Origin of the sequence: Mesorhizobium sp. M1273 (assembly GCF_040318195.1) — a bacterium.
Taxonomy (GTDB): Bacteria; Pseudomonadota; Alphaproteobacteria; order Rhizobiales; family Rhizobiaceae; genus Mesorhizobium.
Map to the genome: position 1 here is coordinate 1 of NZ_JAMYLV010000061.1, position 15,705 is coordinate 15,705.

At 60.7% G+C, this 15,705-nt stretch carries 14 protein-coding genes and 3 pseudogenes; 7 read left to right on the top strand and 10 right to left on the bottom strand.

All coding sequences use genetic code 11. The features are described 5' to 3' along the window. Positions 1 to 696: 696 nt before the first annotated feature. The 6 genes from NKH30_RS32040 to NKH30_RS32065 all read right to left on the bottom strand — a co-directional run bounded on the left by NKH30_RS32040 (position 697) and on the right by NKH30_RS32065 (position 7,050). Positions 697 to 1,689, bottom strand: a complete 993-nt coding sequence (locus NKH30_RS32040; protein WP_352998012.1) for an ABC transporter ATP-binding protein — start codon at positions 1,687 to 1,689, stop codon at positions 697 to 699. Continuing rightward, on the bottom strand, positions 1,686 to 2,693 hold the full coding sequence (locus NKH30_RS32045; protein ID WP_352998014.1) for an ABC transporter ATP-binding protein: 1,008 nt from the start codon (positions 2,691 to 2,693) through the stop codon (positions 1,686 to 1,688). Before NKH30_RS32045 ends, NKH30_RS32040 begins: the two co-directional genes overlap by 4 nt. Before the next feature lies 1 nt (position 2,694). Further along, entirely contained in the window at positions 2,695 to 3,576 is an 882-nt protein-coding gene (locus NKH30_RS32050; protein WP_352998016.1) for an ABC transporter permease, read from the bottom strand. 1 nt (position 3,577) lies between these two features. After that, positions 3,578 to 4,519: an ABC transporter permease gene (locus NKH30_RS32055; protein ID WP_352998018.1), complete on the bottom strand. Its 942-nt coding sequence runs from the start codon at positions 4,517 to 4,519 to the stop codon at positions 3,578 to 3,580. A 3-nt stretch (positions 4,520 to 4,522) separates the two neighbouring features. Then, a complete protein-coding gene (locus NKH30_RS32060; protein WP_352998020.1) occupies positions 4,523 to 6,130 on the bottom strand; it encodes an ABC transporter substrate-binding protein in 1,608 nt (535 codons plus the stop codon). A 710-nt stretch (positions 6,131 to 6,840) separates the two neighbouring features. After that, positions 6,841 to 7,050 (bottom strand): transposase, encoded by a 210-nt coding sequence (locus NKH30_RS32065; RefSeq protein WP_352998022.1) that lies wholly within the window; start codon positions 7,048 to 7,050, stop codon positions 6,841 to 6,843. 76 nt (positions 7,051 to 7,126) lie between these two features. On the opposite strand from NKH30_RS32065, the pseudogene NKH30_RS32070 reads away from it, so the two are divergent. Then, positions 7,127 to 7,347, top strand: a pseudogene (locus NKH30_RS32070) (DDE-type integrase/transposase/recombinase); the annotation flags it as partial. Positions 7,348 to 7,360: 13 nt separating this feature from the next. Here the strand turns inward: NKH30_RS32070 and NKH30_RS32075 are convergent. Next, a complete protein-coding gene (locus NKH30_RS32075) occupies positions 7,361 to 8,557 on the bottom strand; it encodes an IS110 family RNA-guided transposase (RefSeq protein ID WP_502911544.1) in 1,197 nt (398 codons plus the stop codon). Between the two features lie 159 nt (positions 8,558 to 8,716). Here NKH30_RS32075 and NKH30_RS32080 point away from each other — a divergent pair. From NKH30_RS32080 to NKH30_RS32095, 4 genes and pseudogenes are all read left to right on the top strand, one after another. Next, positions 8,717 to 8,953: pseudogene (locus NKH30_RS32080) on the top strand (integrase core domain-containing protein); the annotation flags it as partial. Between the two features lie 106 nt (positions 8,954 to 9,059). Continuing rightward, the gene (locus NKH30_RS33315; RefSeq protein ID WP_502911545.1) at positions 9,060 to 9,254 is read left to right on the top strand and encodes a hypothetical protein; all 195 of its coding nucleotides are present in this window, start codon (positions 9,060 to 9,062) and stop codon (positions 9,252 to 9,254) included. Between the two features lie 339 nt (positions 9,255 to 9,593). Next, positions 9,594 to 10,511: a recombinase family protein gene (locus NKH30_RS32090; RefSeq protein ID WP_352998024.1), complete on the top strand. Its 918-nt coding sequence runs from the start codon at positions 9,594 to 9,596 to the stop codon at positions 10,509 to 10,511. A gap of 101 nt (positions 10,512 to 10,612) precedes the next feature. After that, complete coding sequence (locus NKH30_RS32095; RefSeq protein WP_352998030.1) at positions 10,613 to 11,659, top strand: hypothetical protein; 1,047 nt, start codon at positions 10,613 to 10,615, stop codon at positions 11,657 to 11,659. A gap of 116 nt (positions 11,660 to 11,775) precedes the next feature. Here the strand turns inward: NKH30_RS32095 and NKH30_RS32100 are convergent, their stop codons facing one another. The 3 genes from NKH30_RS32100 to NKH30_RS32110 form a co-directional block, all read right to left on the bottom strand. Further along, a complete protein-coding gene (locus NKH30_RS32100) occupies positions 11,776 to 13,872 on the bottom strand; it encodes a recombinase family protein (RefSeq protein WP_352625705.1) in 2,097 nt (698 codons plus the stop codon). Positions 13,873 to 14,167: 295 nt separating this feature from the next. Next, on the bottom strand, positions 14,168 to 14,620 hold the full coding sequence (locus NKH30_RS32105; protein WP_352998026.1) for a helix-turn-helix domain-containing protein: 453 nt from the start codon (positions 14,618 to 14,620) through the stop codon (positions 14,168 to 14,170). A 175-nt stretch (positions 14,621 to 14,795) separates the two neighbouring features. Next, entirely contained in the window at positions 14,796 to 15,071 is a 276-nt protein-coding gene (locus NKH30_RS32110; RefSeq protein WP_352496118.1) for a DUF5372 family protein, read from the bottom strand. Between the two features lie 38 nt (positions 15,072 to 15,109). Between NKH30_RS32110 and tnpB the strand changes: the two genes are divergently transcribed. Next, positions 15,110 to 15,271 (top strand): IS66 family insertion sequence element accessory protein TnpB, encoded by a 162-nt coding sequence (tnpB, locus tag NKH30_RS32115; RefSeq protein WP_280938730.1) that lies wholly within the window; start codon positions 15,110 to 15,112, stop codon positions 15,269 to 15,271. A 69-nt stretch (positions 15,272 to 15,340) separates the two neighbouring features. Further along, positions 15,341 to 15,606 (top strand): annotated as a pseudogene (locus NKH30_RS32120) (IS66 family transposase); the annotation flags it as partial. Positions 15,607 to 15,705 lie beyond the last annotated feature (99 nt).

Genomic DNA, 15,705 nt, shown 5'->3' on the forward strand with positions numbered 1-15,705 from the left:
CGACTGATGTCGACCGCGAAGACAACCATGCACCCGGCAGCGTCGTCTCGACGCAATTACATGCTTGACGTCCCAGCGGCGATTAGACAACCCCATCACTATCATTGTTTGCCGTCGATCCGTCGCTGGCGGCTTGCTGGCCTGCCAACCTTCCTGCCACCAAGAAGGTTCAGTTGGTCTCGATGCCTGCGGTCGGACCACGGCAATGGGGCTTATGCGGTTCTGATGGCGCTGGCCGAGCTAGGGCTTGCGCGTCAGCGAGGGTTGCGGCGCTCAGTCTTGACGATATCGATTGGCAGTCGGGCAGTGTCCTGGTCCATGGCAAAGGACGGCGGCAAGCGATGATGCCGCTACGCCACGACGTCGGTGCAGCTATCGTCGTCTACCATCCGGCATGGGCGACCGGCTTCACCGTGTCGCCGGTTATTTCTGCCAATGCTTGCTCCGCTCGTCGGCTTTGCCTCAGAGCCTGACTCAAAACTCGGTTACGCACGACGCGGAGCTGCCATGCGGCGAAGCATGAGGCGGATCTAGGCGATGAAGATGCATGCCTCGGCGCCCTCATTGCCTTGAAAACACGACTAGGAATAATTCGGATGACTGCCAGACTGGCCGAACGCGCATCGAGGGATAACCCCTGCTCATGGTAGCCTTCGTTATAACAGCATTTTCCTTGACTCGGAGCTCCGATGCACTTCAACAATGTGAGATATCGCGCTGGCCGGAGCGCACATGGCAGGCCACGACGCGCCCGTCTGCCATCGGCACCAAAGGCGGTACTTCGATGCGGCAACGCTCGACCGCGAGTGGACAGCGCGGATGAAACGCGCATCCCGTTGGTGGATTGATGGGACTTGGCACTTCGCCCTCGACCGGAGCCGCCAACCGAGCCCGAGTTGGATCCGGCACGGGTGCCGCCGCGATCAGCGCCTCGGTGTAGGGGTGGACCGGCTTGGCGAAGAGCGCCTCGCACGGCGCGAGTTCCACGATCCGCCCCAGGTACATGACGGCAACGCGATCCGCGATATGCTCCACGACGCCAAGGTCATGCGAGATGAAGACGAAGGCGATGACCATTTCCTGCTGGAGATCCAGAAGCAGATTCAAAATCTGCGCCTGCACGGAGACGTCAAGGGCCGAGACTGCCTCGTCGGCGATGATAATCGAGGGTTTGAGTGATAGCGCGCGCGCAATACCGAGCCGCTGGCGCTGACCGCCCGACAACTCAAACGGAAGCCTGTGCATCATCTCGGGCGACATTCCAACTTTTCGGAGAAGGTCCGCGGCAAGTGCCTGGCGCTGCTTGCGGCTGAGACGCTCAAAATTCTCCACAGGTTCGGTGATGATCTGCCCGGCAGTAAGGCGCGGATTCAGTGACGAGTAGGGATCCTGGAAGACTATCTGCATCCGACGGCGCCACGCGTAAAGCGCGCCCTTCTTAAGGCCCGCAATATCAGTCCCGTCGATCAGTACGCGCCCGCGTGTCGGCTCCACGAGCCGCATCAAGAGCCGCGCGACAGTGGACTTGCCGCAGCCCGACTCGCCGACGATGCAAAGCGTCTCTCCCGCTTCGACGGAAAAGGATACATCCTCCACCGCCCGGATCACCGGAATGCTTTTCTTGAAGATTCCAGCACCAAGCGGATAATGCTTGGCCAGATTTTCGACTTTCAGCAGAGGACCACTCATGCGCCCATCACCTCTTCAGCACGCCAGCACGCGGCCGCATGCCCAGGCACTACATCTCGCAACGTGGGCGTCTTCTCGCGGCAAATATCTATCGCAAAGAGGCAACGAGGAGCAAAGCTGCACCCGACAATAGGCTCGCGCATGCTTGGGACAACGCCGGGAATTTCAGGGAGGCGACGCTGTCGACCGCGGCGTCGATCGGGCACCGAACGCATCAGTCCCTGCGTGTAGGGATGGACCGGACGCGCAAACAGATCTGTCACGGACGCCTGTTCGACGATCCGGCCGGCATACATTACAATCACGCGTTGGCATGTTTCGGCTACGACCCCCAGATCGTGCGTGATGAACATGACAGCCGTTCCCGTCCGCTCTTTCAGATCGACGATGAGTCGCAGGATCTGTGCCTGGATGGTGACGTCAAGTGCAGTCGTCGGCTCGTCGGCGATCAACAGTTCCGGCGAGCATGCGAGAGCAATGGCGATCATCGCGCGCTGGCGCATGCCGCCCGATACTTCGTGAGGATAATTGTTCACGCGACGCTGCGGATCAGCGATGCGGACGAGACGCAGCATCTCTTGGGCCTTTGCCATGGCCACCGACCGTGAGGCGTTGGTGTGGATCTGCACCGCCTCCGCAATTTGGTGGCCGAGCGTATAGACCGGGTTCAGGCTCGTCATCGGCTCCTGGAAGATCATGGCAATCTGGTCCCCGCGGATCTTTCGCATCTCCCGATCGGACAGAACGAGCAGGTCGCGTCCGTGGAAGCGAACCTCGCCGCCGACAGTCCTGCCGGTCAGCTTCGGCAACAGGCGGAGAATGGAAAGAGCGGTGACGCTCTTGCCGCATCCGGATTCGCCGACGACGCCGAGCGTCTCGCCTTTCATTACCTGGAAGCTGATCCCGCCCAGGGCGCGCGTAACGCTTTCCTCACCATAGAAATGGGTCTCGAGGTCTAGGACATCGAGAAGCACGTCATTGCCCACCGTCGTGTGCATTTGCATATCAGCGCCTCCGCTTCGCACGGGGATCGAACAGGTCGCGCAAGCCGTCCCCGAGGAGGTTGACGGCAAGGACCGTGACGGCAAGACAGATACCCGGAGCGAAGGTCGTCATCGGGGCGATGCCGATGTAAAGTCGTGAACTGGCGATCATGTTGCCCCAGCTGGGGATCTCGGGCGGTACGCCCACGCCGAGGAAGCTCAGCCCCGCTTCGGTCAGGATCGCGCTGGCGCAGACAGTCGCGCTCTGGACCATGAGCGGCGGATGGGTGCTCGGCAGGATATGCCGCCACAGCACTTTGGGCAGGCGCGCACCGCCGCAGACCGCGGCCTCCACATAGGGACGCTCACGAACACCCAGAACCACAGAACGAACCAGCCGCGCGACGGCCGGCGTCTCAGGGATTGCGATGGCGACGATGAGGATGCCGATGCCGGGGCCGGTCAGAGAAATAAGGGCAATGGCGAGCAGAATGGTCGGGATGGACATCAGGCCGTCCATGACGCGCATAACGACCTTATCAAAGCTGCGGCTGTAGCCGGCGATCACACCGGTCAGAGCCCCGGCAAGAGCCGCGCATACCGCCGACATCAATCCGACCACCAGGGAGATCCGGGCGCCGAAGATCGTTCGCGCAAATACGTCCCGGCCCAGATTGTCGCTCCCGAGCCACATCTCGGCGGAAGGCGGCTGGAGGCGCTTGAAGGGATCCATGCTCACCGGATCTCCGGCGTAATGCGGGGCGGCGAACGCCAGAATGATTAGGAGCACCAGCAGGCCGCCGCCGACTAGGACCCGCGGGTGCCGCCTTCCCACACGGGGAACATCGGATAGCTGCAGCCCATCCATCGGCACGGCTTCAACTGGTGCGGAGAGAAGGGACATGTCAGTACCTGATGCGGGGATCGATCAGCGTATAGGCAAGATCGACCGTAAGGTTGATAAGGACGTACAGACCCGACGTCAGGATGAGCAAGCTCTGAATGACGGGATAGTCGCGGTTGTTGATTGCATCCACGACCAGGCGACCAATACCGGGTATGTTGAACACCGTTTCCGTAAGGACGACTCCACCGATCAGATAAGCGAAGCTTATGCCGATCACGGTAAGTATCGGGACGCCGGCATTCCTCAAGGCATGATGGAAGAGCATAGCATAGGATGAAGCGCCCTTGGCGGCGGCCGTTCGCATATAGTCTTCCGACAAGACGTCGAGCATGCTCGCCCGCGTAACCCTGGCTATGAATGCAATGTAACCAAGACTAAGCGCCACCGTCGGAAGGATCAGATGTACAAACCAAAGCTCAAGGCCGCCATCGATCGGCACATATCCCTGCACCGGTAGCCAGTGTATCCTGATGGCGAAGAAGTATATGAGAAAATAGCCGATGACAAAGACCGGGACGGAATAACCAAGGGCCGAAAAGGCCGCGAGGAGGCGGTCGACGAGCCCCCCCGTTCGCCACGCGGCGAGGATGCCGAATGAGACCCCGACCGACCCCGAAAGGATCATCGTCAAAATCGATAGGGAAAGAGTCGGCTCAAGCCTCTGCGAGATCAGTTCGAGAACGGGTCGCCCCGTGAAGATCGAGACGCCGAAATCGCTGCCGAGAATGTCCCTCGCCCAATGTACAAACTGAACCGGCAGCGGCTCGCTGAGTCCCAAGCGTTCGCGGATGCTGGCGACCATCTGCGGCGTGGCCCTAGGACCGGCGATGATGTCTGCCGGATCACCCGGTGCCAGCCTGAGAAGCAGGAAGATGAAGATCCCGACCATCGCCATGACGGCGACGGCCGAAACCAGTCTACGCAGGATGTAAATACCCATCGCTCAGGCTTTTTGCATGTGCCACATAGGAATGACACCGCTCGGCATGCTGATGAGACCGCTGAGTGCCTTGCGGCGTGCGATGGGCGAGACATACTGACCCAAATAAACGTCGCCGACGAAGTCCCACCAGATCCTTTGCATCTTGCGAGCCAGCGCCTTGCGGTCTTCAAGCGTTTCGAGGTCCGGCCATTTGGCGCGAAGAACCTCATATTCATCGCTCTTCGGCCAGCCGTACCAGCCCTCCTCGCCATTTGCGCTAAGGAAGACTTCGCTGATCGGGTCGCCCAGGGCCTTGCTGGTATCATCGGTAATGAACATGCTCCAGCCGCCGCTCTCGGCGGGACCCTTATTTGCCCGACGCGCGACAACACCACCCAAGTCGCTCGGCGCAAGCTCGACATTGATCCCGATCTTGCGCAGTTCGGCCGCCAGAAACTGTGACGCATTACTGTAAGTCGCTACGTTCGTGGGTTGGAGAATGACGACCTTCTCGCCGGCATAACCGGCCTCCTTGAACAGTTGCTTGGCTATTTCTGGATCGCCGCCCTTCTTGAACCATCCTGTGTTTTCGTCATTGGAATACAGCGAATCGTTCCCGAAAATCGAAGTAACGACTTTGCCGTATTTAGGGTCGGGCGACATTATACGAACCGTGGATTCCTGAGCGATCAGGTGAAGCATCGCCTGACGTGCCTTAACGTTGTCGAATGGCTTCTGGAGACAGTTAAGGCGCAAGCAACCCACAAGGCCACCGCTGTTGAGAACTTGAAGGGCAAGGTCCGGATCCTGCTCTATCAGGGGATAAAGATCCGCAGGCGGACTTTCAAGGAAATCAACTTCACCTGCCTGCAAGGCAGCCAAAGCGGTCTGCTGATCCCCGATCTCGTTCCAGACGACACGATCAACGTTAACAACCTTCCCCCCGGCGAACCCGTCGGGAAGCTCCCTGCGGGGAACATATTTCTCGTTCTTATCGTAGGCGAAGCTCGCGCCCGGCTTCGCAAGGGCCTCGCTGAACCTGAAGGGCCCCGATCCAATATTGGAAGTCACTTGCTCGGTTGCGGGACGATTTGCGTCCTTCTCGCGCATGATAGCCGGGTAGTACCCATTCCATCCTGCAAGTTCCTCGACCAAGAGTCCTAGCGGCTCGTTGAGCACGATCGTAAACGTCTTGTCGTCTTTCTTCGAGATATCTGCCGCCCTGGACATGATCAGTTGGCCGCCGGCGTCTACCTGCGCCCAGCGACGTATAGAGGCGACACAGTCCGCCGCCGTGACAGGGGTGCCATCGTGCCAACCTAGGCCGTCGCGGAGTTCGAAAGTATACGTCTTCTTGTCGTCGGAAACGTGCCATTTCCCGACCATTTGCGGCTGCGGCGTCAACTTGGAATCAAGGGCAAACAGCGTGTCGTAGATCGCCAGGGAATGGTTGAAGGTTATGCCAGTCGTCGTGAAGATTGGATCGAAGGCAGTAAGGTCCCCGCTCATCACCATGTGGACCGTCCGCGCATCGACCGGCCCCGCTTGAGCGCGCAAGATAGATGGGATAGACAATGCGGCTCCGCCTGCCATGCCCATCTTAAAAAGGTCGCGTCGAGAGAGTATCATATTTAGCTGTTCCCTTCTTTTAATGAGAGGCGCGCAGATTTGCGCATGACTGCCAAACAATCAGCAACAGATTGCGAGCGCTTTTCGCCGTATCCAACCGTATGAACGCCACGTTTGTACACATGCATTTTGGCGGGTATTGGCGAAGGTAGGCTTCAACCCGTTTTTGTCGAAATAGCCATGCTCCTAGGCGGCCACACTCTGCTAATTCTATCCGACCGCCGTTGTTTCGCGATTGTCGATTGCGAGGCAGTCTGCGTCAACTTCAGTTTGTAGATCATCACCATCTCGCGCCGAGATGAGACGGCAAGCAACCGTGCCGCATGGCGCGCGGGATCTGCCGTTCGTTCGGCGGCGTCTCCGAAACAGGCCGCGCCCCGACGGCGCCGTGCGCGGCCCGGCGCACTCGAGAATAGCCCATCCGCGGCCGGCCAGGAACGCTATGGCTGACCACTTGTCGATGGGCGACGAGTCTGCCCTTTGGGAGGCTGATCGGTACGGGAGCACTTGCGAAACTGTAGTGGGGCCTGGACTCGTCGGCGACATGGTCCTACTGCAAGGCAAGCCTAGAGCCTTTTCGCAGACTTATAGCCGGCTTTTTCGATGTAGTTTCGGCATTCCAGTGGCGTGATGGCATTCAGGGTTGCGGCGATTGCGTTGTGAACGGCTTCAACACTGCGCCTGGCAGCGCGGCGCATGAACTGCTTGAGCTAGGCGAACAGCTGCTCGATTGGATTGGGATCGGGACTGTACGGCGGCAGGAAGAAGAGCCTTGCGCCAGCGGCTCTGACGATGTCGCGGACGGCAGCGCCCTTGTGGAAGCCGAGATTATCGAGCACGGCGATGTCGCCCGGCTTCGAGGTTTTGATCAGTTGCGTTTCGAAATAGAGGCGGAAGGCCTCCGCCGTTGATGGGTCCATTGAGCACCGAGGGTGCCTTCGACGCGATCAGGTCATCGTTTTCCAGTGGCCATATGGCGCGTGGGCGACAAGCCGCTCGCGCGAATGTCTGGCGTTGGTCGGGACACGTCATTCTCCGGCGTGCGGATTGCGCGGGAACTCGATCGTCTCATGATCGAGCGCGGCAAGCCGAAGATGGTCGTCAGCGACAATGGCAGCGAGTTCACCTCGAACGCCATCCTCGCCTGGGCAGACGGGAGCCATGTCGCATGGCATTACATCGCACCGGGCAAGCCGATGCAGACGGATGTTGTAGAATAGCCCGTTCTTCTCATTCGGCGGCTTTTTCCACAGCCTTCTGCCTTTCCGGCCTCGTTCGCCATCGGGAAGTCGCTGCTGCATAGGCAGCTTCCGCCTTCTCGACGCGGGATCGTTCTTCGGCGCGCTTGGCCGGGATGTTGTAGTCGAAGGCGGTGCCGCGTCTGGCATGGCTGGTCGGAAGGCCGGCACGCAGCTCGACCGATCTGAACTTGCGGGCGAGCAAGGCCGGCCGGGCCCAGATGTAGTCGGTATCCTTGCTCAGCATGTGCCAGATGATCATTGCAAGCTTGCGCGCAGTGGCGACGGCCGCGATGTGCTTCCCGCGGCGCGAGGCGATCCGCTTGTGGAAGGCGCGAAGAGGTCCTGGCGATCGCACCGCCGCCCATGCCGCCTCGACCAGCATCCCCCGCGCATGGCCGCGGCCCTGCTTCGTGATGCGCCCGTGATAGGCTGGCCCCTCACCGGACTGCCGCACGCTCGGATTGAGGCCAAGATAGGCAACGAGCTTCTGTGGATCGCTGAAGCGCCGTATGTCGCCGATTGCCGCGGCAACGCTCGCAGCCACGGTGACCTCGAGGCCGGGCAACGTCATCAGGCGGCGGATTGTCGGATCCTGGAGGGCATGTACGGCGATAGCCGCCTCGACCACCGTCAACGCCTCGTTGATCTGGTTAATCAAGCCGAGGTGGCGCTCGATGGCGGCGCGCTCATCCGCAGTGCGCCCGCTGATCCCGACGAGGTTCCCATGCGGACACGGCGGGATCAGGTGGGCGTGGAGGATTGACTGGATCAGGTTCTTCAGCCGCGAACGCTGGCGAACCAGCTGTGTCCGCCTGGTGACCTGTCTTCGGAGGGCAAGGGTCCCCGGATCCGGAACCCAGACCTCCGGCAGAAAGCCCGAGGCGTAGAGCTTCGCAAGGACAGTGGCGTCGATCGTGTCAGTCTTCACCTTCGCGTGCGCGATCATGTGCACCTGCTTGGGATTGGCGATCACGATCCGATCGACGTAGGGCGACCGCACTTCAGCGACGGCAGCAGCATTGCCCGTGGCCTCGATCACCACATGATCATCGTGGGTGAGTTCCTGCCTGGCGAACTCATCGAGCTTATTGCGCAGCATTTGAACGCGGCCGAGCCTGACTATCTTGCCATCAAGCAACGACACCTCGGCGGCTAGGCGGTGTATGTCCATGCCGATAATACGCACGGTTCCCTCCATCGTATAATGTGCTCGAACTCGCAGTTCATCTGCATACGACGGCCTGCCCGCACTTGCGTGCTCCCGGTGCCCCGTGGCCCGGATGCGCCAAGCTTAACGAACCTGACGTACCGAACAAACGATGGCACCAAGAACATCATGCCGGATAATGCCTTCGTGGAAAGCTTCAACGGACGCCTCCGCGACGAACTCCTGAACGAGACGCTGTTCACGTCATTGCCGCAGGCGCCCGCTGAGCTTGCCAGTTGGCGAACGGATTATAACGTCGATCGCCCACATTCGCGGCTCGGGTGGCAGACACCCTTCGAGTTCGCCAACACCTTCAGCCCGCGACGGGACACGGCGCTACGCACCATGATCGGCTCCGCGCCTTTGCCCGTCGCTCAACCCCCTAAGACCGACCGCCTGAGTGGGTCAAGGTCATGGTGGCGACGAAGCCGGTCCACTTCCGCAAGGGCTCGGGGGGCTGGCTGCGCTGGTGCGAGAGACGATGGGGGCCGATCCGTTCAGCGGGGCCGTCTACGTCTTCCGGGCGAAGCGGCCGCAATTATCGACATTCTGCATATGGTTTTCGCTTTGCGACGGTTGCCTATCGCTGGCATCCGTTGTTTGGGAGCACGTTGCAGGTTTCGCCATTTCGTCGTGGGAAGGCGTTGACGTGCATCTACACGGAGGAGCGTCCTGACCTTTGCCGCGAACTCCCGAATTGGATGTTCGACGCCGGCTACTGCGCGGGCATGACGCTCGGGCGACCCGAAATCGGCATCGAGGGTCTCAATGAGTTGACGATCGTCCTGACGGCGCTCGGCGCGAATCGCAAGCAAGGCGCACAATCCCGCCCTTCAAGGAAGAAGGAGAGGGACGGTGCGAAGAAGCCGATATCACAATCGCGCGCAGCTCATCCTGCAGCTGGAGCGTCAAATTCCTCATCCGCCAGTGGGCAAAAACACAAAGGGACTGGTCGAGACATTGGCCGACCTTCTGCTGGAAGCGCTGGCGGCCGAAGCGGATCAGGGAGGCGGTGATGAACCCGAAGATCACGCCTGATCACCTCGCCCGCTCGGCGGTAGTTTACGTTCGTCAATCGACCATGTCGCAAGTGACGGGCAATCTGGAAAGTCAGCGCCGGCAGTATGACCTGGCGGGAGCCGCAGAAGCGGTCGGCTTTGCATCGGTGACGGTGATCGACGACGATCTTGGCCGCTCGGGGTCCGGCCTGATGCAGCGACCCGGCTTTGAGCGGCTTGTCGCCATGGTCTGCTCCGGCGATGTCGGTGCGGTCTATTGCATCGAGGCGTCACGACTGGCGCGTAACGGACGGGACTGGCATCATCTGATTGACTTGTGCGCGCTGGCCGGCACGCTGGTCGTCGATCCGGATGGCGCATACGATCCGCGGCTCGTCAACGACCGCCTGCTGCTTGGGCTGAAGGGAACGATGTCGGAATACGAACTGAGCCTGATGCGACAGCGCGGCATCGCCGCCCGTGACTCCAAGGCCAAGCGTGGGGAGTTCCGCTTCATGCTTCCGCCAGGCTTCTGCTGGAGCGAGGCCGATAAGGTCGAGATCGATCCTGACGAGCACGTGGCCGACACCATCCGGCTGGTCTTCGCGAAGTTCCGCGAGTTGGGCAGCGCGCGGCAGGTCTTCTTATGGCTGCGATCGGCAGACATTAAAATGCCCGTGGTCCGGCGCAATGTCGAGGTTTGCAAACTCGTCTGGAAGCCTCCCGCCTACCACAGTGTCATGCAGATTCTTCACAATCCGCTTTATGGCGGCGCCTGCGGACACGGATTGTCGAGGGGCGCGCCCGTAAGGCCAGCGGCTTCAGGAAGTCTCGCGACGAATGGCATGTGTTGTTGCGTGACAATCATCCTGGTTACATCAGCTGGCAGGAATACGAGGAGAATCAGAAGCTCCTGCTCGAGAACGCGCATATGAAGAAGAACTGCGCGCGCAAATCTGCACGTGGAGGCCGCGCCCTGCTCACGGGATTGATGCGTTGTGGGCGATGCGGACGAATGATGCGCGTCTTCTATGGCATGGCGAAAGGCAACGCCCATCGCTACCAGTGCCGCGGCGATGATGCCCATGTCGGCGCTGGCCTGTGCATCGGCATTGGCGGTCTGCGGATTGATCGCGCCGTCGCCCTGCAGATCCTAGAAGCCGTCTCCGATCGTGCCGTGGAAGCCGCGATCTTTGCTTCGGAGCAGGCCGAGCGTTCGCGAAAGGACATCGTTGCCGCCGTCGAGCGGGAGCTGGAAGCAGCCCGATACGATGCCTCGCTGGCCGGGCGTCGTTACGAACTGGTCGACCCCGCCAAGCGCCATGTCGCACGCGAACTCGAGGCTCGCTGGAACGATGCGTTGGACCGCGTGGCCACACTGGAGCGCCGGATCGCGGAGCTGTCGGCTCTGTCGGCGACACGCCCAAAGGTCGATCGCGCCCGTTTGCTTCAGCTTGCCCATGATCTACCGGCGGTATGGAACGCACCCTCAACCGACACTCGGACCAAGCAGCGCCTTATCCATATCCTGGTTCAGGAGATCGTATGTGATCTCGATGAGGCGACCAACGAAGCCGTGCTGCTGATCCATTGGACCGGCGGGCGTCACACCGAGGTGCGTGTTGCCCGCGTCAAGACCGGCCGTTGTCCAGATATGGCGCCGAGCGCCGTCGAAGCACTGCGCAAACTCGCCGGACACTGGCCAGATCGCGAGCTTGCCGTATCGCTCAACCGGATGCGCTGCAAGACCGGCGATGGCGAGACCTGGACGACGGTGCGCGTGCGCGAAATGCGCGAGCGGCTCGGCATACCCGGATACGATCCAGCCAAGGCTGATGGCGAAATGATCAGTCTGATGAAAGCCGCCGAACGGCTTGGCATCTGCGTCGGGTCCGCGAAAAGCTTGGCTCTCAAGGGCATCCTGCCGGCGAAACAGATTCTGCCCGGTTCGCCCTGGCTGGTCCCGGTTGAAGCACTCGCTTCAGAAGCGGTGCGCATAGGGGTGCAAGGTATCGTCGCTCGTCGACCGAAGTTCTACGAGCAATATCAATACGATAAAGTCGTCCGACTGCCCGGACTCTGACAAGGGGATGCATTATGAAACGAACTGCACTGACCGGATCAAGCTGATCTTCTGGGACGGCACCGGGGTCTGCCTCTATGCCAACGATCTGCATTCATACTACGTCCCTTTCGTCTTCAGTTGAGAGTTTTTGCCTGGCTGGCATTTTGCCTTCGTGCGGCAGCGCGATCGACGAGCCGGTTCCATCGGCTGCATTGTTTTTGCGGTAGATCCGAAACGGGAAGTTCGTACAGGCAATAGTGCCCGTTGTAGGCGTGGCTGGCGATGAGGCCATGTTTGGCCCATCGGGTGACGGTGTGCTCGTGGATATTGAGACGCGCGGCCGCTTCCTGTTTTGTCAGCATTCCACGTTCCCGCAGGCGGTCATAGCGAGAGCGCAGCTTGTATTGGTGAACGAGATAGGCAACTCGCAAGGCCGTGAAGCGGGCGGTGTGGCGACCGCGGCGTGCGGCCTCGCCGGGACGGTATCCTTGCTGGTTGAGCAGTTCTGCGATCTCGGAATAGATGTGGTCGTCGAGGAGTTTATCGACCAGTTCGACGATGCCGGGCTGCGTCTTGACCTGCTGGGCGGAAGATTTTGGGCTCAAGGTTGTGAGCGTCTGGATCTTGCCGCCTTTGAATCGCACGTGAACCTTGGTGGTTCCTTCCGCCGGCAGCTTGACGAGAGTGACATCCTCGATGATGTGGGTAAGGAGTCGCTTGCGTTCGCGGTTTGGTGTGTCGGGATCCGCCCAGAGCTTGTTGAAATCCACCGTCATTGCGACCAGCCGCTCGCGGACAGCTTCATCAAGGATGAATTGATCGTGCTCCCGGGCACGCTCACGCTCTTCGCGGGCCTTGGCCAAAATACGGAGCTTCTCGTTCCATTCGCCTTCGAGCGTGTCGGCGACGAGACGATTGTCGGGATCGACCAGCATGAAACGGCGCTGGGCGAGATCGGCCTCGATCTGGGCGCGCTCGACCGCGCGACAGCGCAGCCGATCTGCTTCTTCATGCCGGGCTTGGATCTCCTTACGGACGTCGAGCGCCAGTTCGACGGCGGCCGGCGTCATCTGCTCGGCAATCAGCCTGCCGATGGCTTCATCGACAGGAGGCCCGGCGATCGACTGGCACAAGGGGTCACCGCGATAGGTATGGGCGCGATCGCAGATGTACCAGGCTTCCTGTCGGCCGCGCCGGGCAGCGTAGCGAACCCGGAAATGCCGGCCGCATTGCCCACATACCGCCCGACCTTGCAGCAGCGCCGGGCCTTCTCTTGGGATTGACGCTCGTGCCGCGTCATATCCTTGGCCGTTCGCCTTGAGAATCTTCAGGTTCTCCTGATGTTGTTCCCAGCTGATATAGCCGGGATGCGCATCGGGAATGCAGGCCGGCCAATCATCATTAGTTCGCGCACGCACAGTCTTCTTGCCGTCGATGGTGCGCCGATAGTGTCGCCGCCCATAGGCATAGGCGCCGGCGTAACGCGGATTGTTCAGGACGCGCACCGCGGTCGATGCGGTCAGCGGCCGAAACACCGTCTGACTGTTGTGCAGGCGTGACGGGAACAAAAGGCCTTCCGTGCGAAAGGCCTTGACGGTCTGGGAGGCGGATCCGACGCGAGCGAACGTCTCGAAGAAATGGATGATCGTCTCCCTGACTTGCGTGTCCGGATCGAGCACCACATTGCCGGAATGGTCATAGACCAGCCCGGTTGGCAGGGGACAGCGAAACTCGCCGCGCCTTGCCTTGTTGAGGATGCCTCCGCGCAGCCGTGCCTTGATCACATGCAACTCTGCTTCGCTCATGGTGCCCTTGAGACCGAGCAGGAGCCGGTCGTTGAAGCCTGCGGGGTCATAGACGCCGTCTTCATCGAGGATCAGGGTGTCGGCAAGAGCGCAGATCTCCAGCAGGCGCTGCCAATCGGCATTGTTGCGCGCCAGCCGGGAGACTTCCAGCCCCATCACGATCCCGGCGCGCCCCATGCCGACGTCGCTGACCAAACGCTGAAACCCCTCGCGCCAGGCCGCCGAAGCACCGGATTCACCCTGATCATTGTCGACGACGATAATCTGCTCGTCCCGCCAGCCGAGGGCGACCGCACGTCCACGAAGCGCATATTGCCGCCTGGCGCTCTCGGTGTTCTCGATGACTTGCCGCATCGAGGATTGGCGGATGTACAGGTAGGCGCTGCGTTCGACGTGATGAGGCTGGACTTTAAGGTGCGCATTCATGGTGACCTCCGGTCGTGGATGCTCATGGCTATTGTCGCAAGGACGTGAACGACGGCTGCGTGCCCGCCGTGCGTCGGCCAGGCGGTCGACGGTGGATGAGTTTGTTCTTGCAGGGGATTTGCTGCTGCGGCCAGCGTCTGTGCCCATCCCCACATGCCCCGGCGCAGAAAGAGCATGAGGCCGCTACGAGCCTTGAGAGGCAGAGCTTCGCCGAGGGCTGCCCCGCGCAGCACCTCATACTGGGCCGCAATGGCCGACGACAGGATCGATGAACGCACCGATGCCGCGGCAATGTTCACCTGCCGGTTTTTTTTAATACCCGCTCGATCGTCCTGGGATGAAGCTCGACATCGAGTTCGCGGCGGACCAGCTTCGCCAGCTCCCGAGCACGAACGGGTTCGCCCGGGCCCAACTGCGCCTGAAGAAACGCCAGGACTTCGTCGTCGATTTTGTGGGGACCGCGGGGGCCCGGCTTCTTTGATACCAGTCCCGCAATCCCGGCTGCGTCGAAGCTCGCCCTTGCCTGGTAATAGGTCGGCCTGGAAACGCCATACTCGTCGGACGCCACCGTCACCGACATGTTGTCGATGGAGACGCGCCGCAGCATCTCGTATCTGACCTGCACGGCGTCGTGCGGATCGAAGAACTCGCTGTCGCTGAACTTCGGATCGCCCACCTTCTCGGGGTTTGGATTGAAGGTGCCTTGTTCGATGAGGGCCTCCGTCTTCGAGCGCTTGCTGTCGGACATCGCCGGCTCCGAGTGTGAAAAGAAGCATAATCGTAAAGATATTTATGCCGCTATTAGCATCGATGTCAAGGCGGCTTGTGCGATCAATGCTGAACGTGTAGCCGAGATGCTGGGTATGCTCGTCATACAACCCTCCTGCGGCATAATCCGCCTTACAGATGCGGCATAATTATCCTTACAACTTGTCGAGTGATCGCGAAGCCGATTTACCAGAAAGGCGCCCGACCAGACTGGCCAGCTCCAGCAAGTCGACAGTACGCAAGAGCGCCCGCCCATTCCCCATGACAACTTCTGGATCCGGGTTCGCAAGATCAGTCCATTGCGGGGGAACAGACCACACGGCAGTATCGTCGGCCTGCAGCAAAAGGCGTTCGCCATGCCGATTGTATCGCCTGCCGACACATGGCAGCAGCCGCGAGAACAGAGGATGAAACGGATGCGTGATCCGCACTAATTGCGTAACTGCGTTCGTAGAGTCTGCATTCCCAAGTGAGGTACAAGCGTTTGGAGGATGGGGAGTTCCGCTGGCCGAAAGTACATGACGGCATGATGCGGCTGACGGCCGCGCAGCTCTCGGCGCTACTCGAAGGTCTCGACTGGCGGCGCGTCCATGAGGCGCGCCGGACCCGCGTTCCAGCCCAGGCCGGCTGACCCGCGACGAAGTGAATCAGCCTGGATTCCGCTGTCGCGGGCTGTCGTCGATTATGGTCTGATCCGGTCATGGCGATGACTGCTGACCAGCTTCCCGACGATCCGGACGCGCTGAACGCGATGATCCTGGCGCGCGACGTCGAGAACGCCCGGCTGATCCAGATCATCAAGGAATTGCAGCGTCATCGCTTCGGCCGAAGAGCTGAGACGCTCCCCGAGGATCAGTTGCTACTGGGCTCGAAGAGGCCGAACAGATCGAAGCCGCCGGTGACGAAGAGCAGGCACAGATCGCTCCTGGCGAACGTCAGGCGCGTGTCGCCAAGCGCCGGGCGCATATTTTCGGTTCGCCCACCTGGATCCGAAAGGCCGATCAGGCCTTTGCGGAATGGGGGAAAAGGGTGGTGGAGCGGTCATGCGGTTTTCATGAGCGCTCC